At 36.3% G+C, this 23,511-nt stretch carries 26 protein-coding genes and 1 pseudogene; 18 read left to right on the top strand and 9 right to left on the bottom strand.

Going from position 1 to position 23,511, the window contains the following annotated elements:
- Position 1: 1 nt before the first annotated feature.
- Complete coding sequence (locus J2X31_RS11860; RefSeq protein WP_310026967.1) at positions 2–862, bottom strand: alpha/beta hydrolase; 861 nt, start codon at positions 860–862, stop codon at positions 2–4.
- 168 nt (positions 863–1,030) lie between these two features.
- On the opposite strand from J2X31_RS11860, the gene J2X31_RS11855 reads away from it, so the two are divergent.
- Both J2X31_RS11855 and J2X31_RS11850 read left to right on the top strand, forming a co-directional pair.
- A complete protein-coding gene (locus J2X31_RS11855) occupies positions 1,031–2,005 on the top strand; it encodes an HTH domain-containing protein (protein ID WP_310026966.1) in 975 nt (324 codons plus the stop codon).
- 2 nt (positions 2,006–2,007) lie between these two features.
- Complete coding sequence (locus J2X31_RS11850) at positions 2,008–2,448, top strand: hypothetical protein (RefSeq protein ID WP_310026965.1); 441 nt, start codon at positions 2,008–2,010, stop codon at positions 2,446–2,448.
- A gap of 17 nt (positions 2,449–2,465) precedes the next feature.
- Here the strand turns inward: J2X31_RS11850 and menD are convergent, their stop codons facing one another.
- Positions 2,466–4,121: a 2-succinyl-5-enolpyruvyl-6-hydroxy-3-cyclohexene-1-carboxylic-acid synthase gene (menD, locus tag J2X31_RS11845; protein WP_310026964.1), complete on the bottom strand. Its 1,656-nt coding sequence runs from the start codon at positions 4,119–4,121 to the stop codon at positions 2,466–2,468.
- Positions 4,122–4,242: 121 nt separating this feature from the next.
- On the opposite strand from menD, the gene J2X31_RS11840 reads away from it, so the two are divergent.
- Together J2X31_RS11840 and J2X31_RS11835 are read left to right on the top strand one after the other, a co-directional pair.
- On the top strand, positions 4,243–5,427 hold the full coding sequence (locus J2X31_RS11840) for a thioredoxin fold domain-containing protein (RefSeq protein WP_310026962.1): 1,185 nt from the start codon (positions 4,243–4,245) through the stop codon (positions 5,425–5,427).
- A gap of 5 nt (positions 5,428–5,432) precedes the next feature.
- Positions 5,433–5,927, top strand: coding sequence for a GNAT family N-acetyltransferase (locus J2X31_RS11835; protein ID WP_310026961.1), 495 nt, complete (start codon positions 5,433–5,435; stop codon positions 5,925–5,927).
- A 71-nt stretch (positions 5,928–5,998) separates the two neighbouring features.
- Here J2X31_RS11835 and J2X31_RS11830 read toward each other — a convergent pair whose 3' ends face one another.
- Positions 5,999–6,592 (bottom strand): glutathione peroxidase, encoded by a 594-nt coding sequence (locus J2X31_RS11830; RefSeq protein WP_310026960.1) that lies wholly within the window; start codon positions 6,590–6,592, stop codon positions 5,999–6,001.
- Between the two features lie 186 nt (positions 6,593–6,778).
- Here J2X31_RS11830 and J2X31_RS11825 point away from each other — a divergent pair, with 186 nt between their 5' ends.
- Positions 6,779–7,309, top strand: a complete 531-nt coding sequence (locus J2X31_RS11825; RefSeq protein WP_310026958.1) for an RNA polymerase sigma factor — start codon at positions 6,779–6,781, stop codon at positions 7,307–7,309.
- Complete coding sequence (locus J2X31_RS11820; protein WP_310026957.1) at positions 7,306–8,103, top strand: anti-sigma factor; 798 nt, start codon at positions 7,306–7,308, stop codon at positions 8,101–8,103. The genes J2X31_RS11825 and J2X31_RS11820 overlap by 4 nt, the downstream gene beginning before the upstream one ends.
- 141 nt (positions 8,104–8,244) lie before the next feature.
- Here J2X31_RS11820 and J2X31_RS11815 read toward each other — a convergent pair whose 3' ends face one another.
- Positions 8,245–11,397 (bottom strand): cytochrome c biogenesis protein, encoded by a 3,153-nt coding sequence (locus J2X31_RS11815; RefSeq protein ID WP_310026956.1) that lies wholly within the window; start codon positions 11,395–11,397, stop codon positions 8,245–8,247.
- A 245-nt stretch (positions 11,398–11,642) separates the two neighbouring features.
- Here J2X31_RS11815 and rlmD point away from each other — a divergent pair, with 245 nt between their 5' ends.
- From rlmD to J2X31_RS11800, 3 genes are all read left to right on the top strand, one after another.
- Positions 11,643–13,055 (top strand): 23S rRNA (uracil(1939)-C(5))-methyltransferase RlmD, encoded by a 1,413-nt coding sequence (gene rlmD / locus J2X31_RS11810; protein ID WP_310026954.1) that lies wholly within the window; start codon positions 11,643–11,645, stop codon positions 13,053–13,055.
- Between the two features lie 77 nt (positions 13,056–13,132).
- Positions 13,133–13,675 (top strand): DUF6452 family protein, encoded by a 543-nt coding sequence (locus J2X31_RS11805; RefSeq protein WP_310026953.1) that lies wholly within the window; start codon positions 13,133–13,135, stop codon positions 13,673–13,675.
- Positions 13,644–14,381 carry a DUF6048 family protein gene (locus tag J2X31_RS11800; protein ID WP_310026952.1) on the top strand — a complete coding sequence of 246 codons (738 nt, stop codon included), beginning with the start codon at positions 13,644–13,646 and terminating at the stop codon, positions 14,379–14,381. The genes J2X31_RS11805 and J2X31_RS11800 overlap by 32 nt, the downstream gene beginning before the upstream one ends.
- A 2-nt stretch (positions 14,382–14,383) precedes the next feature.
- Here J2X31_RS11800 and J2X31_RS11795 read toward each other — a convergent pair whose 3' ends face one another.
- From J2X31_RS11795 to J2X31_RS11785, 3 genes are all read right to left on the bottom strand, one after another.
- Complete coding sequence (locus J2X31_RS11795; protein WP_310026951.1) at positions 14,384–15,085, bottom strand: endonuclease/exonuclease/phosphatase family protein; 702 nt, start codon at positions 15,083–15,085, stop codon at positions 14,384–14,386.
- Positions 15,086–15,155: 70 nt separating this feature from the next.
- Positions 15,156–15,389 carry a hypothetical protein gene (locus J2X31_RS11790; RefSeq protein ID WP_310026950.1) on the bottom strand — a complete coding sequence of 78 codons (234 nt, stop codon included), beginning with the start codon at positions 15,387–15,389 and terminating at the stop codon, positions 15,156–15,158.
- A gap of 6 nt (positions 15,390–15,395) precedes the next feature.
- Positions 15,396–16,577, bottom strand: a complete 1,182-nt coding sequence (locus tag J2X31_RS11785; RefSeq protein WP_310026949.1) for a THUMP domain-containing class I SAM-dependent RNA methyltransferase — start codon at positions 16,575–16,577, stop codon at positions 15,396–15,398.
- 67 nt (positions 16,578–16,644) lie between these two features.
- On the opposite strand from J2X31_RS11785, the gene J2X31_RS11780 reads away from it, so the two are divergent.
- The 9 genes and pseudogenes from J2X31_RS11780 (at position 16,645) to J2X31_RS11740 (ending at position 22,772) form a co-directional block, all read left to right on the top strand.
- Complete coding sequence (locus J2X31_RS11780; RefSeq protein ID WP_310026947.1) at positions 16,645–17,409, top strand: class I SAM-dependent methyltransferase; 765 nt, start codon at positions 16,645–16,647, stop codon at positions 17,407–17,409.
- Positions 17,410–17,461: 52 nt separating this feature from the next.
- Complete coding sequence (locus tag J2X31_RS11775; protein ID WP_310026945.1) at positions 17,462–18,178, top strand: ZIP family metal transporter; 717 nt, start codon at positions 17,462–17,464, stop codon at positions 18,176–18,178.
- A gap of 48 nt (positions 18,179–18,226) precedes the next feature.
- Positions 18,227–19,321, top strand: coding sequence for a PDDEXK nuclease domain-containing protein (locus J2X31_RS11770; RefSeq protein ID WP_310026944.1), 1,095 nt, complete (start codon positions 18,227–18,229; stop codon positions 19,319–19,321).
- On the top strand, positions 19,321–20,133 hold the full coding sequence (murQ, locus tag J2X31_RS11765) for an N-acetylmuramic acid 6-phosphate etherase (protein ID WP_310027105.1): 813 nt from the start codon (positions 19,321–19,323) through the stop codon (positions 20,131–20,133). The genes J2X31_RS11770 and murQ overlap by 1 nt, the downstream gene beginning before the upstream one ends.
- A gap of 54 nt (positions 20,134–20,187) precedes the next feature.
- Entirely contained in the window at positions 20,188–20,409 is a 222-nt protein-coding gene (locus tag J2X31_RS11760) for a DUF6095 family protein (RefSeq protein WP_310026943.1), read from the top strand.
- Entirely contained in the window at positions 20,409–20,981 is a 573-nt protein-coding gene (locus J2X31_RS11755; RefSeq protein WP_310026942.1) for a pentapeptide repeat-containing protein, read from the top strand. The genes J2X31_RS11760 and J2X31_RS11755 overlap by 1 nt, the downstream gene beginning before the upstream one ends.
- Before the next feature lies 1 nt (position 20,982).
- Positions 20,983–21,557, top strand: a pseudogene (locus tag J2X31_RS11750) (DUF1572 family protein).
- Positions 21,554–21,931 (top strand): DNA topoisomerase IV, encoded by a 378-nt coding sequence (locus J2X31_RS11745; RefSeq protein WP_310026941.1) that lies wholly within the window; start codon positions 21,554–21,556, stop codon positions 21,929–21,931. Before J2X31_RS11750 ends, J2X31_RS11745 begins: the two are co-directional and overlap by 4 nt.
- 67 nt (positions 21,932–21,998) lie before the next feature.
- Complete coding sequence (locus J2X31_RS11740; RefSeq protein WP_310026939.1) at positions 21,999–22,772, top strand: TerC family protein; 774 nt, start codon at positions 21,999–22,001, stop codon at positions 22,770–22,772.
- Positions 22,773–22,814: 42 nt separating this feature from the next.
- On the opposite strand, the gene J2X31_RS11735 is transcribed toward J2X31_RS11740, so the two are convergent.
- Together J2X31_RS11735 and J2X31_RS18245 are read right to left on the bottom strand one after the other, a co-directional pair.
- The gene (locus tag J2X31_RS11735) at positions 22,815–23,144 is read right to left on the bottom strand and encodes a T9SS type A sorting domain-containing protein (protein ID WP_310026938.1); all 330 of its coding nucleotides are present in this window, start codon (positions 23,142–23,144) and stop codon (positions 22,815–22,817) included.
- Positions 23,114–23,284, bottom strand: coding sequence for a 3-coathanger stack domain-containing protein (locus J2X31_RS18245; RefSeq protein WP_374725223.1), 171 nt, complete (start codon positions 23,282–23,284; stop codon positions 23,114–23,116). Before J2X31_RS18245 ends, J2X31_RS11735 begins: the two co-directional genes overlap by 31 nt.
- Between the last annotated feature and the right edge of the window lie 227 nt (positions 23,285–23,511).

The following is a 23,511-nucleotide window of genomic DNA, read 5'->3' as shown; positions in this document are numbered from 1 at the left end:
CTTATTTTACTGCAGTGCCATTTTTCTTGAAGATTTTATCGAAAAATAGGACATGATACAGCAATGCGTTTTCCCAGTATTCCCAAGTGTGGGCTCCCGGGCGTTCGGTATAGTCGTGGTTTACTTTTGCATAAACCATACGTCGGTGAAGTTCGCGATTGGGCTCAATCAGGAAATCATCTACACCACAATCGATGATAAGTTCGATATTGTTGGCCTTTATTTTATTGATCATTCCGATAACAGCGTGCGAATCATAGACTTCCTGCGAAGCTCCTTCGGGTCCGAAAACCGGTTCCATCAATTTGTTGATTTTTTCGGGTGTGTCTCGGTTACGGATTCCTCCCATATCCACGGCTCCACTCATGCTTCCGGCTCCTGCAAAAAGTTCGGGATGGCGTGTGGAAAGGTATAAAGCTCCGTGACCACCCATTGAAAGTCCAGTGATGACACGGCCGTTCTTTTTGGCAATGGTCCGGTAGGTCTTGTCGATTTTCTGGATGACTTCCTTGGTGATGTAGGTTTCGAATTGGCTTTCTTTATTAACCGGACTGTCGAGATAGAAGCTGAAATTTTCGCCTTCGGGCATGACAAAGATGATGTTGTATTGGTCGGCCAGATCATGCACGAGCATCTTGTTTGGTGTACTCTTGAGCCAATCTCTAAAATGACCGTAGGCCCCGTGAAGCAGATAGACAACAGGATAATTAGCCTTGCTTTTGGTATAAGAATTCGGCAACACGACGGCTGCTTTGTATGTTTTGTCCATTGCAATGCTGCGGATTTCGAGGGTATCTACCTTTGCAGCGAAAGCGGAAAAAAATGTTGTTAAGAAGAGTATGAGCGTGATTATGTTCTTCATGGGGGTTAATTTTGATAATTGTAAAGATAAAGGATTTTGTGAAGTATTTAAAGATTAAAAGATTTACACTTGAGTAATTTGGCTATATTTGGAAAGATTAAAGGTTTTGGAAATATTATAGACTATATAACAAATAGGGAAGCATAGCAAAATTTTAATTAAATAATTATGACAATAAAAGAAGCATTAATTACTGTTTTAGATAATTATAATGGAACCTTAACTTATCTTGAAGTCTTAGACAAAATAAATGAACATCAATATGTTGATTGGACAAATGCAAAAACGCCAGGTGATACGGTTGCTGCACAATTAGGTCGTTTTATAAGACATAATGACACAAGAATTAAAAGGGTTAAAGGTAAAAGAGGATATGAATATTATTCTTCAAAATTTGAAAAAGAAATTAATCTTTCAGAAATCTTAAAAACTGAAAATTTAATTGAAATAAAACTTCCGACAACTTCTAAAACATATCAGGAAAGGCATCTACATAAGCTATTAAGTAGTTACTTAAATAGTCAAAACATCTTTAGTAAAACAATTTTTCACGAAAAATCAGCGAATAGTAAAGATGATTATCAAAAATGGATTCATCCAGATATGATTGGAATTAATTTTTTAAATCTTCAAAATAAAGCTAGTAATGCATTAATGAAAATTATTAATAAGGATGATGCTTTTGATTTAATATCTTATGAAATAAAAAGAGAAATCAAATCTGATTACGAATTAAAAAAATGTTATTTCCAAGCTGTATCAAATTCTAGCTGGGCAAACTATGGATATTTAGTTGCGTTTGAAATAAGTAAAAATTTGATTTCCGAAATGGAACGATTAAGTCAGTCATTTGGAATTGGTGTAATTGAACTAAAAGCTAATCCTTACGAAAGTAAAATTCTTTTTGTATCAAAATATAGAGAATTAGATTTCAAAACCATAGATAAACTTTGCGAAATAAATCCTGATTTTGAGAGATTCATTTCACAAACTGAAACTACATTAAATGCTCCTGAGAAATATTTAAAAGCCACAAGAAAAGAATTCATAGATTTTTGTGATAAGTATTTTGAGAAAGATTCAGAAATAGAAATCTACTGCAAAGAGCATAATATTCCTTTTGAAGATGATAAAAATATGTAAGTATGAAATACATAATCGCTTTCCTCTTCTCCATCTCTCTAAACACCTATTCCCAAACCAAGGAAGTTAACAAAGACAGCCTCGATTGGGAAAAACAAGGCTATGTCTTTCAAGACGGCGACAATCTAAATAAATTAGAAGTTTCCAAGCAAAATGGCACCATAAGCTTGTATTCGGACATCAAGAAAGACCATCGGATTTTTGGTTATGAAAAACCTGATGTGAAATCTAAAAGGAAGATTCTCTTTTCTGTTTTTACGTTTGATGTAAAGGACAATCCTTGTAATTGTGAATTTGGTTCCTACTATGAAACCTCATCTATGAAGGATATTACCTTAAAATATGTTGGAGACGTAAAGTCTTTTATTAAAGTCGATTTGCTTCAGAACGACACCAAACTTGGAACTGTTTATTTTGAGAAGAAATGGGTGGAATTTGAATAGCTCTTAAACATCATTCCTCATACCAACTCCCTAAAATACTGCAACAAAATCCCATCGTTCTCCAAAGTTGGCGTGAAAACCTCCAAAATGGCAGGTTTAGTATTTTGCAAAAACAAAACGGATAATGCTTCGGAAAGGTTGTTTTCAGTACTTGCCGTTAGGTAATCAAAACCATACATCTTGGCCAAATGTTCGGCTGTGAAGCAATGCGAAGTTTCAAAAAACTCATTGAAGACAGGCGTTTCGGCATGACCGGGAAGAATCCTAAAGATGCCTCCTCCTCCATTGTTGATGATTATGATCTTGAAATTCGACGGAATGTATTTGTTCCAAAGTGCGTTGCTGTCATACAGGAAACTGATGTCGCCCGTGATGAAAGTCGTCTGTTTTTTATTGACGAAAGAAGCTCCGATTGCCGTTGAAGTGCTTCCATCGATTCCACTTGTTCCTCGGTTGCAATAGACTTCTATCGATGGATCGATGTCAATCAGTTGAGCATAACGGATGGCCGAACTGTTGCTGATTTGTATGTGGCTGTCTTTTGGAAGAGCCGAAATTACTCTATCAAAAACAATAAAATCAGAGAACGGAATCTTGGAAAGATAAAGGTCGTGCTTTTCTTTTCGGAAGGTTTTGATGTCCTGCCCTTTTTGGAAATAATTGCTTTCCACAATTTTTGTCAAAGGCAGGAAAGCGTTGAAAAACTGTTGTGGCGAAGTTTTGAAATGTTCGGACAAAGCTCCGAAAGTGTCGTAAGCCCTCAAGGTGTCAATGTGCCAATGGTGTTGCGGTTTGTATTTTCTTAAAAATGCTTTTATTCTTTTTGAAACCACCATTCCGCCAAAAGTAACCAGGATTTCTGGACGGAAATCCTCAAAATTTTCGGTTGCAAAAGGCGTGATAATCGTATCGATGTTGTTAATGAAAGTAGGATGATGCAGGTTGGATGTAGTTTCGGTCAAAACCATAACCGATGGGTCGTTTGACAACTGCTGGATGATGGCTTCATCAATTACATTCGGGTCGTTCACTCCCACCAAAATCATCTTTTTTGAAGCGGTGTTCCAAGTTCCGGCAAAGGCACTCAAATCCCCAATTGGGACAATCCGCGGTTCATCTGCGGAAGCGGGAATAGTTATTGAAAGTGCATCAACGGTTTCATACAAAGGCTCTTCAAAAGGGGCATTGATGTGAACCGGACCTTTTTGGAAAATAGAAATATTTATGGCTTCGTTGATTTTCGAATCGTTTTCGGCAGAAGCATCTTCGTGCAAATTGGCATTGTATAAGATATGATTCGCAAACACATTTTCCTGACGGATGGTTTGGCCGTCGCCAATATCAATCTTGTCATGAGGACGGTCGGCTGAAATGACCACCAACGGAATTTGGCTGTAAAATGCTTCTGCCAAGGCCGGGTAATAATTGAGTAAAGCCGAACCCGAAGTGCAGACAAGGGCAACTGGTTTCTTGGTTTGCTGGGCAATTCCCAAAGCAAAAAACGCAGCACAACGCTCATCGGCGATGCTGAAACATTTAAAGTTAGGATTATTGACGAAACCGATGGTTAAGGGAGCATTTCTGGAACCTGGGGAAATGACGATATTGGTGAGTCCTTTTGAGGCACAAATTTCGATGATGCTTTGTGCCAAAGGTATTTTCGGGTAAATCATTTTTTTAATTTCTGAACTACAAAGTTACAAAGTTAAGAAGGCTTTTTAACTAACAATTAAAGATATATTAACTGATGATTCTCTATATTTGTTGCTGTTGACCCTTTAAATACAATCCAAAATGAAGCATTTAACTCTATTTTTTTCTTTGTTTCTTCTTTTATTATCGAATGGAATTGAAGCTCAAAACAGCATCAATTTTAGCGAAGAAAGTCTGCCAAAACTACTCGAACGTTCTAAAAAAGAGAACAAACCGATTTTTTTGATGATTTATGCCGAATGGTGTCCTCATTGCAACAAAATGAAGAAGGAAGTTTTTAATACTGCTGAAGTGGCCGATTTTATGGAGAAGAATTTCATCTGTGCTTGGCAGGATGTTGAGAAAGAAAATGGAGATTTCATCAAGAAAAAATTCGACGTAAAGTCCTATCCTACCTTTGTTTTCTTGGATAAAAATGAAACTCTACTTTATAATCTTTCGGGCGAATACAAAACCGATGCACTGATTCAGGAAGCAAAAAATGCACTCAATCCGAAAATGCAATTGCCTTACTTGGAGCAACAATTTTTGAATGATCCAAGTAATGTTGACAAATGCCTGGCGTATATCCTAACACTCGGAAAAGGTAAAGAACGGAAGCAAATTTCGATTCCGGCCCATAAATATCTGGCAACCCAAAAGGAACAAGATTTGGTGAGCGACAAGAACTGGAAAGTAATTGCGAATGCTGTGACCGATATTGAATCGAGGGAATTTCAATATGTTCTGAAAAATCAGCCCGCTTTTGAAAAGCTGACTTCGCCTTTGAGGGTTGAGCGAAAAATAAACAGTATGGTATCGGAATCCTTGAAGCCTTTCACTGAAAATCTGGATACGATTCAATATTTCAAAAACCGAAAAATTGCCAAAACCATCAGCCTCCACAAAACGGATTCGCTGATTTTTATGTTTGATGTTACTTTGGCCGAGCGAACCCAAAATTGGAATCTATATAAGAAAACAACAGCTGAATCGGTCGAAAAATATTATTGGAACGATTCCCGAATGCTCAAAGAAATTGGACAGACCTATTTGAAGAACATCGCCACAATTCCAGATTTGAACAACGCCCTAAAATGGACAGAACGTGCAATTACGCTAGAACCCTCCTATGACGGATATTTGTTGACGGCACAATTGTATCATAAAGCAAAAGACAACAAGCAAGCCATTGTATATGCCCAAAAGGCTAAAGATTTCTCCGAATCGATGGGATGGAATCCGACGGATGCTAAAAAATTATTACTAAAACTTGGTGTAAAATAATCAATATGGAAATTAAAATCCGATTTGCCACTCTTGCCGATTTACCTGCTATTTTAGAAATCGTCAATCACGCTATTTTGAACACAACCGCCATTTATGACTATGATGCACGAACGCTGGAAGAGCAAAAAAATTGGTTTGAGGAAAAGCAAATTTCAAAATTTCCTGTTATTGTAGCTGAAAATGATAAGGAAGTTTTGGGTTTTGGAACCTTTGGAAATTTCAGAGTAAAAGTGGGCTATCGATTTACAATAGAACATTCCGTTTATGTAACTGAAAATGCCATCGGAAAAGGCGTGGGAAAATTACTCCTTCAAAAACTGATTGATTTGGCGAAAGAACAAAAATATCATTCGATGATTGGTGTCATCGATGCTTCGAACTCGGGAAGTATTGAATTCCATAAGAAATTCGGATTTAAAGAAACCGGAATTCTTAAAGAAGCCGGGTATAAATTTGATAAATGGTTGGATGTTTCTTTGATGCAACTTGTTTTTTAGTTTTCAGTCGCAGTCGCAGTTTTCAGTGCATTTTGTGACTGAAAACTGTGACTGGAAACTGCGACTGAAAACTATCCCACAATCCAATCAATAATTTCCTTATCCGTTGGAAGCGTTTTTGGAGGAACCACTTTCATCAATTCTCCTTTTTCATTCAACAGGTATTTCTGGAAATTCCATTCTACTTCTGAATCCTGAAGTCCGTTTTTATCTTTTTGAGTTAGAAATTGATAAATCGGAGCCATGTCATCTCCTTTCACAGAAATTTTGTCCATCATTGGGAAGGTCACGCCGTAGTTTCTTTCGCAAAACGTTGCAATTTCTTCATTGCTTCCTGGTTCTTGTTCCATAAAATTATTAGCTGGAAAACCAACAATCACTAGATTCCTATCTTTGAATTTATCGTAAATGGCTTGCAAATCCTTGTATTGAGGTGTCAATCCGCATTTTGAAGCAGTGTTCACAATCATTATTTTCTTACCTTTTAGGGAGGCGAAATCAAATTCTTTTCCTGATAAATCGGTTACTTTAAATTGGTAGATGTTTTGTTTGTCCATTGTTTTACTTTTTTCGTTAGCCGTTGATGCCTTTTTGTTTTGAGCTGTGTTTTCTTGGCAGGCTACCAAGCTTGCTACTGCAACGGCAGTCATAAATAGATTTTTCATTGTTTTTTATTTTCGATAAAATTAAGCAATATGCGTATTCGGTTTGGCAATATTTTGTTAAATCAAACCGCCAGACAATGTTCAACAATAGTTAATGTTTTTTCCTTACCTATGAATATAAATCGATTATTGTTAAATTTATCAATCACTAATACATAAATTTGTATTAACTAAACCTAAAATTCTATGACACAGGAAGAATTATTGCCTTTGGTTCTTAAAAAGGACGACAAAGCTTTTACGGTATTATATGACATGTATTCAAAGAATCTTTACGGAATCATCTATAATCTAATACGTGACCACGAAGAATCAGAAGACGTACTTCAGGAAGTTTTTGTAAAAATCTGGAAAAATATCGAAAGTTATAACGAAAGTAAAGGCCGTTTCTTCACCTGGATACTCAATATCGCTCGGAATACCGCCATCGACAAACTCCGATCGAAAGGATTTAACAACAACCAAAAAAACTTATCGGCTGATAATTTCGTACATCTGTTAGATGACAGTAACAAATTATCGAACATGATTGACACTATTGGAATTCAAGAATTCGTAAAGAAACTGAAGCCAAAATGCATCAAGATTATCAACCTTTTATTCTTTAAAGGCTATACACAGCAAGAGGCTTCGGAAGAATTGGAAATTCCGCTTGGAACCGTGAAAACCCAGAACAGAAACTGCATTAATGATTTAAGAACCTTTTTACAAGTATGATGGAAGTGAGAGAATATATCGAATCTGGAATTTTAGAACTTTATGTTTTTGGAATTCTAACCGATGCAGAAACCGAGGAAGTGAGTGCTATGGCAGAGAAGCATCCCGAAATCAAGGATGAAATTCTATCGATAGAAAAAGCCGTAATCAGTTTGTCCTTCAGCATGTCACCTTATCTTTCGGCTGCCAATTATGATCGAATCAGAAAACAACTATTAGAGAAGCACGGCGTTGAAGAAGGTGTTGTTGAGATGAAACCAAGAAGCAATGTAGGCCTTTTCATAGGATGGGCGGCAGCTATAGTTTTAATGTTTGGTGTTGGCTATCAATACACACAACTGGATGATGCCAAAGAGCAGATTGTAAACGTTGAATCGGAAAGAAAAGAGTTGGAAAAAGAATTCAATTCACTTCAAATCGACAAGCAAAAAACAGAAAGCATTCTGTCCATAATCCGTGACAACAACAATACGGTTGTGGCTCTTGGCGGTCAAGCCATTTCGCCAGAATCGAAAGCAAAAGTATATTGGAACCAAGCCACACAGTCGGTTTACGTTGATGCGTCTGGATTGCCAGAACCGCCAGAAGGAATGGTCTATCAGGTTTGGGCTTTGAAACTCAATCCTCTTACGCCAACAAGCATCGGTTTATTGGAAGATTTCAAGGCTAATGAAGCTAGATTGTTCAATGTAAACAGTACAGGAGAAGCTGAAGCATTTGGAATCACACTTGAACCAGCTGGCGGAAGCCTTACTCCTACTTTAGAACAACTTTATACACTTGGAAAAGTATAGATTGATTGAAAAATTGAAAGATTGAAGGATTTAAAGACTTAATGAAACTTAATTCCTTAATGGTTTAAATAAGAAAGGCTCAACTTATGTTGAGCCTTTTGCAATATCAATTTGTGAAAATTTATGTTGAAGCATTGAAGCTTATTTCTTTAAATATTTCTTATGCTTAAAGTATGCGAAACTAGCCAATACCGTCACAATTGCTAGCGAATAATAAAACTCAACCGGTGTCACGACTTGATCGCCACTTGCATAAGAATGCAATCCTGAAAGGTAGAAATTCACTCCAAAATAGGTCATCATGATCGAATAGAACGCCAAGATACTCATCAAGTTGAACGTCCATTTTCCTCTGAATAATGGCACAAATCGTGCGTGAATCACAAAAGCATACACCATAATGCTGATTAAAGCCCAAGTTTCTTTCGGATCCCATCCCCAATAACGTCCCCAGCTTTCGTTGGCCCATTGTCCTCCAAGGAAGTTTCCGATGGTAAGCATTACTAAACCAATCGTCATGGCCATTTCGTTGATATAGGTAATTTCTTGGATGTTCAAATTCATTTTCACCTTGTTCTTTTCATTGGTAAACAGCATCAAAATCAAGGAAACCACACCCAAAATCATTGCTAACGTAAGCGGTCCATAACTTCCTACAATAACTGCCACGTGAATCATCAACCAATAGGAATTCAAAACCGGTTGAAGGTTTGCAATTGCAGGATCCATCCAGTTCCAATGTGCAATCATTAAGATCATTGAAGCAACAAATGTTCCAGAAGCAACAGTAAGTTTCGATTTTCTGTCGAATGCCAAAGTAAAAAACATCGTTGCCCAAGCCACATAAATCATCGATTCATAGGCATCACTCCAAGGTGCGTGACCTGAAATGTACCATCTTGCAATCAGTCCAAGTGTATGCAAAGCAAAAAAGAAACCTATCAAAATATGGAAACCGTTGATGACCATACGAATGGATTTCTTCTCGAAGAAGATGTTCACAATCGTAAAAATCAACATCAAGACACCCGCCAACATATACATATAATATAATTTCTTGAAGATGTCGTACTTGTTATAAGCAATCTCCGAAGAAACCTTTTCGTCGCTTGGTATTACCTTACTACCGTATTTTTTCTGGAAATTGTGCATTCCATCCAAAAAGAAATCCGCTTTTTTATAATCTTTCGTGGTCCGGGCCGAATCCAAAGCCATAAAATACAAAGGTAAAATCTGCTTTGTCATTACGGAATCCATTCCTTTAAAACCTGCACCGTGAAGTTCCATATGTGAAACCCATTTGTTGTTTTCATCATTCGGAATCGGAAAAATCCTCAGAATGCTGCCACTCAAGGCAGAATTCAAAAGGTTTACTTTTCTATCAGTTTTAATAAAATCTTCTTGAAATTTGTTCGGAATCGCACTCTTATAGGCATCATCCAAGTAAGGCGATAATTTATAATTTCCTTCTGCATCAAAAAATGCTCTAAAAGGAATCAGTTTTTGGCCTTTATCTACCCCAATTATCTTTCTAATACTGTCATTCCCTTTTTCAATAAAAACCAACGGAATTTCGAACCAAGCCCTGGAATATTGCGTCATCGATAGGAAAACCTGATCGGAATTCATATCATTGTACTTTTCGCTTTTGCTTACTTTTCGCAACAATTCAGATGAAAAAGTGTTCACAGGCTTCATCCTTCCTCCCGCATCTTGAATCACCAAACGTCCGAACTTTTCGGCATGTTCCTTGTCTATGATGCGTTCGTTGATGAACTTCTCAGCCGCTTCTCTTGTTTCATCCGTATGTCCATCGTGTTCTTGGGCAAAGCTTCCGAAACTTAAAAACAACACTACAATAGTAATCAGTTTTGCCTTCTTTTCCTTTACTTTTTCCAATTTACCTTTGATGTCGGCAAAACGTGTATGCTTGTCGAAAAGAATCGCCATCATGGCAAAAAACAAGATAAAATAACCGATATACGTTATCCAAGTTCCCCAGAAATCGTGGTTGACCGAAAGGATTGTTCCCAATTCATCAGGATCAAATGAAGCCTGAAAGAAACGGTAACCGTCATGATCCAAGACATTGTTCATGAAAATCCTAGCGTCAAATTGTTCCTTGCCATCCATAACCGTAACCTGGCTTTCATAAGCCGAATAGCTTTTTTCCGTTCCCGGATATTTAGAGGCGATAAAATCGTTCAATTTAATTTTAAAAGGTAACTCATAAACCTTGCTTCCGTAGAAAATTGTAAAGTCTAATTTTCCTAGCGTAAACGATTGTGGCGTTCCCATTTTTCCTTTAGAACCAACAAGCGTCACCTCTTTTTCCTCGCCTTCGGCAATGATTTTCACCATCAAAGCATCATCGGTAACTTTGTCTTTAAAATCATTATTGGACACAAATCCAACTTTACCTTTAATAGCTGGCTCAGGGAAAACGAACTGTGCTCCACCCAAATTATAAAGCGAACGCATCATCAGTTGTTGGGTCGTATCTTTCACTACACTACCTTTAAATTGATCCGCCATTCGCATAAATTCTCCCTCAAAAGGAGCTTTTATGGTATAAGTTTCTCCTTCTGTATTGATGTTGATGGCTCCTGCCGTATATTTATTCAACGAAAATAAAACGTTGTGGATGTTCTGTACTTCGCCTTCCTTCAAATAATGTTCATGACGCGTTCCTCCGCCTGATTCAACCATCTTCAAGAACGTAATTCCTTTTGGATCTTCCTCCACTTTTTCAACCGCACCCATGATAAAATTCTCATATTTTATCTCATAAGGCAATTGATCGAATTTTCCTTTTATCGAAAAATCGTTATTCGTTACTGGCGAAAGTAATAGTGGTTCTTCCTCTGTCTTACGTTTCATTTCGCCCTTATATTCTCCATCTATAAATACTGTCAGATAGGTTTTATCCGAAAAAAACTGGTTCGAAGCCTCGCCTTCACGAATCGGCATCATCCCTTCATAGCTGATATATCGCGTTATGAAAGCTCCAGCAATAATGAAAATAAAAGCCAAGTGCAACATCAAGGTTGCCCATTTTTCCTTCTTATACAATTGATAACGTTTGATGTTTCCGAAGAAATTCACAAAAAAGAAGAACATAATTGCCTCAAACCATCGAGTGTTGTAGATCAAAATTCTGGCCGTGTCCGTATTGTATTCGTTTTCAATGAAAGTTCCAATCCCCATCGCCAATGCAAAACCGATAAACAAAACAGCCATTAAGCGAGTCGAAAAAAAGAACGAAGCAAGAAGAGAAAGTATTTTATTATCCATTAGAGTGGAATTTGTTTTTAGTGGTGCAAAAATACATAAAAATGTTAGCAATCATTTCATTATCACACCTCGTATATTCTTAAAAAAAGCATAAATAAAACCAAATAAATTCATTGAATGCAATTACATTATTTATGAACTTAGATTACGTCCCATCGGGATAAAACGAATATAAATTGAAGCCGATTCAAAAATAATTCACAAATTCAATTTGTAAAACTAATCAATCCCTTATTTTTGCTGCTATGTCAAGAAAAGTTACAAATAAGATTGTTTTCAATCATATAAAAGTCCTGGATGCAGGTGCGAAAGGTGTTTCGGTAGCAAAAGCTCCAGACGGAAAAGTTATTTTTATTCCCAATGTTGTTCCAGGTGACGTTGTGGATGTGCAAACCTTCAAGAAACGTAAAGCTTATTACGAAGGAAAAGCGGTTCGTTTTCACGAATTTTCAGAGCATAGGGTTGAACCTGTTTGCCAGCATTTTGGTGTTTGTGGCGGTTGCAAATGGCAGAATATGAAATATTCCCAGCAACTTTTATACAAGCAAAATGAAGTAAAAAACCATTTGCAAAGAATCGGAAAGATTGAACTTCCTGAATTTGAAGACATTCTAGGTTCAGAAGAGCAGTTCATGTACCGCAACAAGATGGAGTTCGGATTCTCGAATTCACGTTGGCTAACCGAAACTGAAATTGAAAGTACGGAAGATTTAGGAAATAGAAATGCTTTAGGATTTCACATCCCGAAAATGTGGGACAAGATATTAGATATCACCAAATGTCATCTTCAGCAAGATCCTTCGAATGCCATCCGAAATGAAATTCGTGATTTTGCAAACGAGAATAATCTGGAGTTTTTCGATCCAAGAAATCACGAAGGTTTGTTGAGAACCTTGATGATCCGTACGGCTTCGACAGGAGAAATAATGGTTTTGATTCAATTTTTCAAGGAAGATAAACCAAAAAGAGAATTGCTATTGAATTTCTTGGCAGATCGTTTTCCTGAAATCACTTCCTTGCAATATGTCATCAACGGAAAACCAAACGATACGATTTACGACCAGAATGTAATCTTATTCAAAGGTCGCGATTATATCTTGGAAGAAATGGAAGGTTTGAAATTCAGCATCAATGCCAAATCTTTTTACCAAACCAATTCGGAACAAGCTTATGAATTATATAAAATAACGAGAGATTTTGCTAGTTTGACAGGCAATGAAATTGTTTATGATTTATATACTGGAACGGGAACAATTGCTCAATTCGTTTCAAGAAAAGCAAAAAAAGTTGTCGGAGTTGAAGCTGTTCCTGAAGCGATTGCCGATGCGAAGGAAAATGCAAAACGCAACGAAATTACCAACTGCGATTTCTTTGTTGGCGATATGAAAGTGGTTTTCAACGAAAGTTTTATTGCTCAAAACGGAAAACCGGATGTTATTATTACGGATCCACCAAGAGACGGGATGCACAAGGATGTTATTGAACAGATTTTGAAAATTGCTCCAGAAAAAGTGGTTTATGTAAGTTGCAACTCTGCTACACAAGCCCGAGATTTGGCTTTGATGGACGAAAAATACAAGGTTACACGCGTTCGTCCTGTGGATATGTTTCCGCAAACGCATCACGTAGAAAATGTTGTACTTTTGGAGAGAAGATAGGATTTAAGATGGAAGATGGAAGATGGAAGTTAGAAGTTGGAAGTTGAGAGATTGAAATTAAAAATGTAAATTTTAAGATGAAAAAAATATTTAGTGTTCTGGTTGTAATCGCATTCATTCTTTTCAGCTGTGAGAAGGATGATATTTGCGATCCTGCAACACCAACAACCCCGAGGTTGGTAATTAAATTTTATGATTTCAACAGCCAATCGCTTCCAAAAAGGATTGCTAATCTAAAGATTGTTGGAGAGGGTATGAATTATAACAATCCTGTTTTGACAAGTAATGGAAGCCAATTTTGGAACGACACTTTGGTTTATATTCCACTGAAAACCAACCTAGATGTTTCTAAATTTAGATTTATCCGATTTGCCCAAGACACCATCCTTGCCAATGCACAAGTAGACACATTGGAATTTAATTATTCCAGAAGAGACGAATATGTGTCCAGAGCCTGCGGTTTTAAAACAATCTTTGATTTAAACGGAGGTCAGGCCGACCCGTTCATCTTAAATAATGACGAAAATGCAACTCTTGGAAACTGGATCAGAAATATTAGAATTGAAGAAACCAACATAAACGATGAAAATGAAACCCATATCAACATATATTTTCTTTAGTAGTATATTGATTTTGTGTTCATCATCAATTGTAGCACAAGAAAAAAAAACCGATTCACTAGCAACTCCGGTTGTAGCACAACGCTACGGAATTCGTTTTGGAGTAGACTTGCTGAAAATTGCCCGTTCTGTTTATGACAAGGATTATAAAGGTTTTGAAATCGTTGGTGATTATCGTTTGGCCAAGAAATATTATTTGGCGGGAGAAATTGGCAACGAAAACAAAACAACCGATGAGGACCAAGTCAATTTTACTACAAAAGGGACTTTCTTTAAAGTAGGTTTTGATTATAATATGCACGAAAACTGGCTCGACCTAGAAAACATGATCCATGTTGGTTTGCGTTATGGCGTGAGTTCCTTCAGTCAAGAAATAAACAATTATCAAATTTACAATCCAAATCCTTACTGGGGACAACTTCCTGCTACAAACGGTGGAGCTCAATTCGACGGACTTTCGGCCCAATGGATAGAAGTTGTGGTTGGAATGAAGACCAGGGTTTTCGACAATGTTTTCGTAGGATTCAGCTTTAGAATGAACCGACTTGTATCCAACAAACAACCTGGAGGTTTCGACAATCTTTATATTCCCGGCTTCAACCGAACCTATGATGGCGATTTTGGAGTTGGTTTTAACTATACCGTTTCTTATTTATTGCCTATTTATAAAAAGAAAAATGTTCCTATTGTGGAGGAGAAAAAGTAATATCATATAATTATTGACACTCCTTTATGGTATTTATCTTGCAGTTCATCTTCGGTTATCCAAACCAAACTTTCAGCTTTTGGAAATGATTTGGAAATAAAAATATGGTCGATGTTTTGAGTGATATTTTCTGTAATTCGCTGAATATGATATTTATGCGATATATTTATTAAAACTTCCCGCGAATTTATTTGAGAAAGTTCCCGCTTTTCGGATTCCAAAAAAGAAGTATTAAAATCGCCTGCAACAATAAAATCATTTTGCTTTTCTACTAATTCATCTACATCAAAAATAAAATTTAAAAGCTCTTTTTTTGCAATATCTTTTTGATGCTGAATCCCTAAAGTTCCTACAATGGTTCCGTAGACAGTAACTGTTTTTTCATCTACCAAAAAATCATGAGAAATGCTTGTATAAAAATCTCGAACGGTATTTTGTTTTATAGATGGATACTTACTGTAAATTGAAGTTCTAACAGGTTGATTTCCTTTTAGATATTTACCGTAATCTAAAAATTCAAATTCCTCATCCAAGGGAATCGGGTTAGAATGATAAACAAAATAATTTTCCGAAAACTTAAATTCGTCAATATTTTCGGTTACAATTAAAAAATCAAAATCTTGCTCATTTATTTTTTCAATAATAAATTGCTTCGATTGAACTGATTTTTTAAACCAATCTATATTAATTGTACCTATTTTCATTTATTTATTTTAATAAAAAATGGGCAAAAGCCCATTCTTCATTTGCCTTATAATTGACAGAATCTTTAAATCATTTAATTTCCTTAATTCCCTTCATAAAAATCCATTTCATAAAGAGCTTTTCGCCTTCATTGGTTTTCACTGCTTGAAATTGTGGAGCCAAGATTGTTCCTGCAATAAAGGCTGTCAATGGCACCCAAAATCCTTCCAAATTGGAATAACTGGCAACCAAAAAACGGACAAGAATAAATAATACTGCGAAACTTAGAAGTTGGTAGATAAAGGCTTTGGTTTTTAAACTCATTTTTTTTTAATTTAAATCATTATTATCGTCAGAAGTTTGAAATTTCGTTCTTTTACTTCCTTCATACATTTCATATTTCACCAATCTGGCTTCTAAACTTCCGTTGAAAAGCTTGATTTTTCTTGAAGGTTTCAAGCCTACAAATTTCAAAGCTTCAAGGTTGGCGGTAATAAACCAAGCGTTTGTGCCTGGATAATTTTTCTTTAAAGTATCACCAATATTCTTATAGAAATTTTCCATCTGAATATCCAAACGTTCCCCATAAGGCGGATTGAAAACCATGTGCAACGGACCTTTCGATGTTTTTTCAGTATCAAAGAAATTCTCTTCAGAAATGCTTATGTATTCATCCAAATTGGCATTCTTGATGTTGTCTTTTGCTTTACTAACTGCCGAAGGTGCTTTGTCGTAACCTTTTATCGTATAATGAAACTCACGCACTTTCTTCAAACAAGATGTCACGATTTGGTCGAATAAATCATTGTCCCAATCGTTCCATTTTTCAAAGGCAAATTCCTTACGGTTGATATTGGCTGGAATATTACAAGCAATCATCGCGGCTTCCGCCAAAATAGTTCCCGAACCACACATTGGGTCGATAAAGTCGCCTTGACCGTCCCAACCGGAAAGCAACAACATTCCTGCCGCCAAAACTTCGTTGATTGGAGCGATATTCGTTGCCGTCCTGTAACCTCTTTGGTGCAAGGAATTTCCTGAAGTATCCAAGGCTACCGAGCATTGGTCCTTATCAATATGAATGTTAATCCTCAAATCCGGATATTGCTTGTCTATGCTCGGTCGTTGTCCGGTTCTGGTTCTGAATTGATCCACGATTGCATCTTTACATTTTTGTGCCACAAACTCCGAATGGTTGAATTTTTCAGAATGCACCGTTGCATCAATCACAAAAGTCTGATTCGAATTCAAATATTTCGACCAGTCGATTCCTGAAATTCCTTTGTAAAGGCTTTCTTCATTGTTCACACGGAAAAAATAAATTGGTTTCAAGATTTTCAAAGCCGTTCTCAAGGACAAATTGGCTTTATACATAAAACCTTTATCTCCCTTAAAACTAACCATCCTCACACCTTGCTCAACCTCCTGAGCTCCCAACATCTGTAGTTCTTTTGCTAATATTTCTTCAAAACCAAAAAAGGTTTTGGCAACCATTTTAAAATTATTTTCCATTGTAAAATCAAGTATTCGGTGCAAAAATACACTAAATTTGCAGACTTGAATTAATAGAAAACGATAAATGTCTGATTTACCAAATCCTAAATCCCAAATCAAAAATCCTGAATCACAAAATTGGTTTGAATCCTGGTTTGATACGCCTTATTACCACATACTTTACAAAGACCGTGATTATACCGAAGCCCAGTTGTTTATGGACAACATTACGAATTATTTGAATCTTCCGGAAGAAGCAAAAATTCTGGATTTGGCCTGCGGAAAAGGACGTCATTCTATTTATTTGAACCAATTGGGCTTTGATGTTACAGGTGCCGATTTATCTGAAAACAGTATTGCTGAGGCGAAAAAATCCGAAAACGAGCGATTGCATTTTGTGGTACACGATATGAGAAAACCGTGTGATGAGAAGTACGATGCCATCTTGAATTTGTTTACGAGTTTTGGCTATTTCGAAAATGACGCGGACAACTTAACTACACTGAAAGCCATCCAAGAAAGCCTTACCGAATATGGTTTTGCTGTGATTGATTTTATGAATGTGCATCAAGTTATCGCTAATTTGGTTGCTGAAGAAGTGAAAACGGTGGACGGGATCGACTTTAAAATCAAGCGTTTTCATATTGATGGATACATTTATAAGGAAATTGATTTTGAAGATAAAGGGCAACAATTTCATTTTACTGAAAAAGTAAGAGCTTTAACGTTAGAAGATTTCGAAAATCTGATGGAAGAAGCTGGAATTTATCTTCTGGATACTTTTGGAGATTATAAATTGAAGAAATTCCATAAGAGTGAAAGCGAAAGGCTGATTATGGTTTTTAAGTAATTTTAGATTGCAGAGTTTAGATTGCAGATTTTAGATTTATAGATATTAAAGAATGATTTATATTTTACCCCTACTTTCGGTTTTGCTTGGATATGGAATTGCATTATTCCTGAAACCAACTAAAAAAACCAACTTGAAATTGCTAATGGCGTTTAGCGGTTCTTTTTTGCTTTCTATAACTGTGATGCACTTGTTGCCAGAGGTTTACGAATCTGCACATCATGGCGACCACAATCATTCGAATGCGGTTGGGATTTTCATAATGATTGGAATCCTTTTCCAAATTATCTTGGAATTCTTTTCGAAAGGTGCCGAACACGGTCACGTTCACTCTCACGGTCACGACGATTCAAAAATGCCTTGGGCTCTTTTCATCAGCCTTTGTATTCACGCTTTTATGGAAGGTTTTCCTGTTAGCCATCACAGTGATTTGGCACTTGGAATTGCCATCCATCACTTGCCGATTGCCGTTATCCTTACCGCTTTTTTCTTGAATTCGCATTTGAATAAAACGGTTGTATTTTTCTTTATGGCTACTTTTGCCTTGATGACACCGCTTGGCACCTTATCAGCAGAATATTTTACCTCCTTGAATCATTATTATACAGAAATTACAGGCGTTGTCATTGGAATCTTGTTCCATATTTCATCAACGATAATTTTTGAAAGCAGTGAAAACCACAAGTTCAATCTGGCAAAATTATCGATGATTGCAATTGGGATTGTCTTGGCTTACTTTTTAGGGATTGAAGCACCTCATTCGCATTAAATTTGATTTAAATAATGCTTATCTTTATAAATATTTTTTAATTTCAAAATGAATTTTAGTAGATTAATTCAAAATATAAATCAAGTCCACATTAAGCTTCAGCAACAATCAATTAGTGCTGTCAATCGAGCTTTAACAATCAGAAATTGGATGATTGGCTATTATATAGTTGAATTTGAACAAAAAGGAATCGAACGAGCAAAATATGGTGAAAACCTTATAGAAAATTTGGCTTTAGCTCTAAATACAAAGGGATTATCATTTAGAAATTTAAAATTATTTAGACAGTTTTACCTTAATTATCCAGAGATTGGGCAAACACTGCCTGCCGAATTCAAAATACTAAATTATCCAAAAGAACCAATTGGGCAGACACTGCCTGCCCAATCTTATGAAAGTATAAATATTCTAGATACTCTACTTTCCAAACTTTCTTTCAGTCATTTTAGTGAATTAATGAAAATTACAGAAACTGAAAAAAGAACTTTTTATGAAGTTGAATGTATTACTGGAATTTGGAGTACGAGAGAGCTTAAAAGACAAATTGAAAGTCTGTATTTTGAACGAAGTGGTTTATCAAAAGCTAAAAAAGAATTACAAACTGAAGTTAACCGTAAATCAGAAAAATTAGAGTTCAAAAACATATTGAAAGATTATTATGTTTTTGAATTTTTAGACTTACCCAATCAAAATACAGTTTCAGAAAGCGAACTAGAAACAGAATTACTAACTCATATTCAACAATTTATATTAGAATTGGGAAATGGTTTTTGTTTTGAATCTAGACAAAAGAGGATATTAATTGGTGAAGAATATTTTTATATCGACCTCGTTTTTTATCATCGTATTCTAAAATGCCATATTCTTATTGAACTCAAGATTGAAAGCTTCAACCATTATAATGCTGGACAGTTAAATACTTATATCAACTATTACAATAAAGAGATAAAGCTTGAAACAGATAATCCTACAATTGGAATTTTACTAGTTACAAATCAAAACAAAGCTTTAGTAGAATATGCAACTGCTGGAATGGAAGAAAATTTGTTTGTGAGAAATTACCTTGTTCAATTACCAGATAAAAATGATTTGAAAAATTATATCGAAAACGAACTCAAACAAATTCAAAACAATCATTCATGATTACCTTCACCAAAACCACCGAACAATCCTCGAAATACGAACATTTAGAAAAAATGTCGGTTGCAGAATTGCTTGCCAACATCAATAACGAAGACAAAACCGTTCCGTTTGCGGTTGAAAAAGCATTGCCTCAAATAGAAAATTTGGTAACTGAAATTGTTTCCAAAATGAAATTGGGCGGAAGACTTTTCTACATTGGAGCCGGAACTTCTGGACGATTAGGAATTGTAGATGCATCGGAATGTCCACCAACTTTTGGTGTTGCCTTCGATTTGGTAAACGGAATTATAGCCGGTGGAGACAAAGCCATCCGAAGAGCCGTAGAAAATGCAGAAGACAACAAAACCCAAGCCTGGCTTGACCTGCAAGAGCAAAATATCTCTGAAAATGATGTGGTTATCGGAATTGCAGCATCGGGAACGACTCCTTATGTTATTGGCGGATTGGAAAAATGCAACGAAAATAATATTTCCACCGGAAGTATTTCTTGCAATGCCAGAAGTCCGTTATCGCAAACTGCCAAATTTCCTATCGAAGTAATTGTTGGGCCTGAATTTGTCACGGGAAGCTCAAGAATGAAAGCCGGAACTGCTCAAAAATTAGTCTTAAATATGATTTCTACTTCTACGATGATACAACTCGGGAGAGTAAAAGGCAACAAGATGGTCGATATGCAATTGAGCAATGATAAATTGGTTGATAGAGGTGTGAAAATGATTATCTCGGAAATCAATGTTTCATACGAAGAAGCTTCGGAATTGCTCAAAAAATATGGAAGCGTGAGGAAAGCGGTGGAGAATTATAAGTTATAAATTATGAGTTAAGGGTTTCATTCTGAAATCTAAAATCTGAAATCTAAAATAATTGTGGGAACCAATAGAAAAATATTATCCAAGGGAATTTCCTATATGTCGTGGGCTTTGCCGGCTTTGTTTATTGGTCCTGCAATTATTCATTTTGCTTTTATAAATAAGCTCCAGCCTCTGTATTGGTTGATTTTGAGTATCGGAATCTTGGTTTGCCTTACCGGAATGGTATTGGTTTTCTTAGGAATTAAAACGATTATTAAAAGTATGTTTGATAAGTAATGGAAAACCTAATTCACCTCTATAAAACCTTCGAAAAGGTCATCTACCTTGATAAAAAAATCAACAACCGCGAGTTTGAAGGATGTATTTTCAAGAATTGTGATTTTTCGAGCAGTGATTTTTCGTATAACACTTTTGCAGATTGTGAGTTTATTGATTGCAATCTGGCAATGACGAAACTTTCAGGTTCAAGCATGAAAAATGTGAGCTTCAAGAACTGCAAACTGCTTGGCATTCAATTTAATGAATGTGAGGATTTCCTTTTCAGTGTTTATTTTGTAGAATCTATTCTGGATTATTCGTCGTTTGCCAACAAGAAAATACCGAAGACCCAATTCATCAATTCTTCTTTGAAAGATGTAATTTTTATCGGAGCCAACCTTTCAGGTTCAACCTTTGACAATACGGATTTGAGTGGAGCCATTTTTAATGATACCGAACTCAAGGAAGTCGATTTTCTAACCGCCTACAATTATACCATCGACCCTGAATTTAACCCAATGCGGAAAGCAAAATTTGCCACACAGGGAATTCCCGGACTTCTAGAAAAATACGGAATCAAAATTCAATAACATGGAGGCAAATGTTTCTTATCTAGAAAGCGTTAAAAAGCAATTTCTGTATTACAAGACTTTGGGAGAAAAAGCTTTTGAGCAATTAGAACCCGATCAGCTTTTTGTTTCTGTAAACGAAAACACCAATTCTATTGCCGTAATCGTAAAGCATCTTTCGGGCAATATGCTTTCAAGATGGACCGATTTTCTAACCTCTGATGGCGAAAAGGAATGGCGAAACCGTGATGATGAATTCGAGGAAACCATTACAACAAAAGAAGAACTTTTAGACTTATGGAACAAAGGTTGGGATTGTTTTACAAACACCTTAAACACACTAACAAACAGCAATTTATCTCAAATTATTTACATCCGAAACGAAGGTCATACGGTTATCGAAGCCATCAACCGGCAATTGGCCCATTACCCCTATCACATCGGGCAGATTGTTTTTTATGCCAAGCTTTTGAAGAGTGGTGAATGGGACAGCCTTTCGATCCCAAAGAACAAATCAAACAATTACAATGCCGAGAAATTTTCAAAAGAAAAACCATCAAAAACTTCACCGACGAAGAATTAAAAAAATTGCAATGAAAAAAACAACCTCACTCCTCGCCTTGCTCCTTTTGTGCTCCTGTTTTGAAACGCCAGAAAGAAAATGCAAGGATTTCAAGACTGGAAAATTTCAATTTGATTATGAAGTAGATGGCGTGAAGAAAACCACAACCTTCATTCGAACCGAAAATCAGGAAATTGATTTCTACGAAGGAAAATCAGACACCTCTTCCATCAAGTGGATCAACGATTGCGAATATGTGATCCAGAAGATCAACCCGAAAAATATGCAGGAAAAGAAGGCCATTTCAATGAAAATATTGTCTACTACAAAAGATTCCTATACATTTGAATTCGGAATTGTGGGAAGTCCTGAAAAGCAAACTGGAACAGTGAAAAAGATTTTAGATTGAGGATTTGAGATTTTGGATTAAGCGAAGAAACCGACAACCGACAACTAATAACTTATAACTAAAAAAGATGGAAGTATTTTTAACTATCGACGCTTGGATTGCCTTATTAACATTAACCTTCTTGGAAATTATCCTCGGGATTGACAACATTATCTTTATTTCGATTGTCACAGGGAAACTGCCAGCTGAAAAACGTAAAAGAGCCACAAGGATAGGTCTATTCCTCGCGATGTTCATGCGAATTGGGTTGCTGTTTGGTATCACGCTTTTGATTGCCATGAAGGCACCTTGGTTTTCATTTGATTTTGGGTGGTTCAGTGCCGATATCACCGGTCAAGCTATGATCCTGCTCTTGGGTGGATTGTTTCTTATTTATAAGAGTACGAAGGAAATCCGCGAAAAAGTGGAAGATAAAGGTCATGAAGAAATTAATTTAGGCAAGGTAGCTAGGAAATCTTTTTCGAGTGTAATTGTGCAAATCTTGATGATAGACCTTATATTTTCAGTAGATTCAATACTGACAGCTGTGGGGATGACCAACGGACTCGAAGGAGCTCTTTATATCATGGTTACGGCAGTAGTTATTTCCGTAGGTGTTATGATGCTGTTTGCAGTTCCTGTCGGGAATTTTGTGAATGCCAACCCTTCGATTCAAATTTTGGGACTTGCTTTCTTGATTTTGATTGGCTTTATGCTGATGACCGAAAGCATGCACCTTTCCAATGCTCAACTGGTAGGACAGCATGTTGGTGCCGTTCCAAAAGGGTATTTATATTTTGCAATTGCTTTTTCGCTTGCTGTAGAGTTTATTAATATGAGGATGGATAGGAATAGGAAATAATTTTCCTCTCAAGATAAGAAAGTCACTCGAAAGTGGCTTTTTCTATAAAATAAAAATAGGTTTATTCTTTAATGATTTTTCGGTGATAATTTTACCATGAGAATCAGTCACAGTTATCATATAAACTCCTCTGTTGTAGCTAGAAATATGCAACTTATAAGAAGTTACATTATTTACCTTTTTGTTAAACATTACTCTTCCATCCATTGAACTAATCACAATATTATTCATTTTCAAATTCTCTACTGAAATATCAACTGTAGATGATGATGGGTTTGGACTAATGACAACATACTCCTTTTTGAGTTCATTCTCTAAAACATTTTCCTCATCATTAGCAACTATCTTAGCTTTGTTTGCTGATTGCGACATTTGTTGAGGCGAATAAACACATCCAGAAATATTTGCATAAAAAAAGAACCTGCTTCGGCTGTAAAACCTGGATTAAGAAGAACAGCATTACCAGCATGGTAATATGTTCGATTGTGCTTACTGCTGTTATGGTATTGAATGCTTCTTCTTTCACAATATCACCTGCCTCTATGGTTTGGAAAATATATAAATTGTAAGCCACATTACAGGGCTGGCTACCAATGTAACCACCGTTTGAATAGATTTGAGGATACGGAAGACTGCAATTATCAGCATCCAGACAACACGAGTTCGACCAAGCTCCACATGAAGTAAAGATAGAATCAGGCTTTTAAATAAAATGAGCCCGGTATGCACCGGGCTCATT

Origin of the sequence: Flavobacterium arsenatis (assembly GCF_031456785.1) — a bacterium.
Lineage (GTDB): Bacteria > Bacteroidota > Bacteroidia > Flavobacteriales > Flavobacteriaceae > Flavobacterium > Flavobacterium arsenatis.
This window is presented reverse-complemented; position numbering and strand designations above follow the sequence as displayed.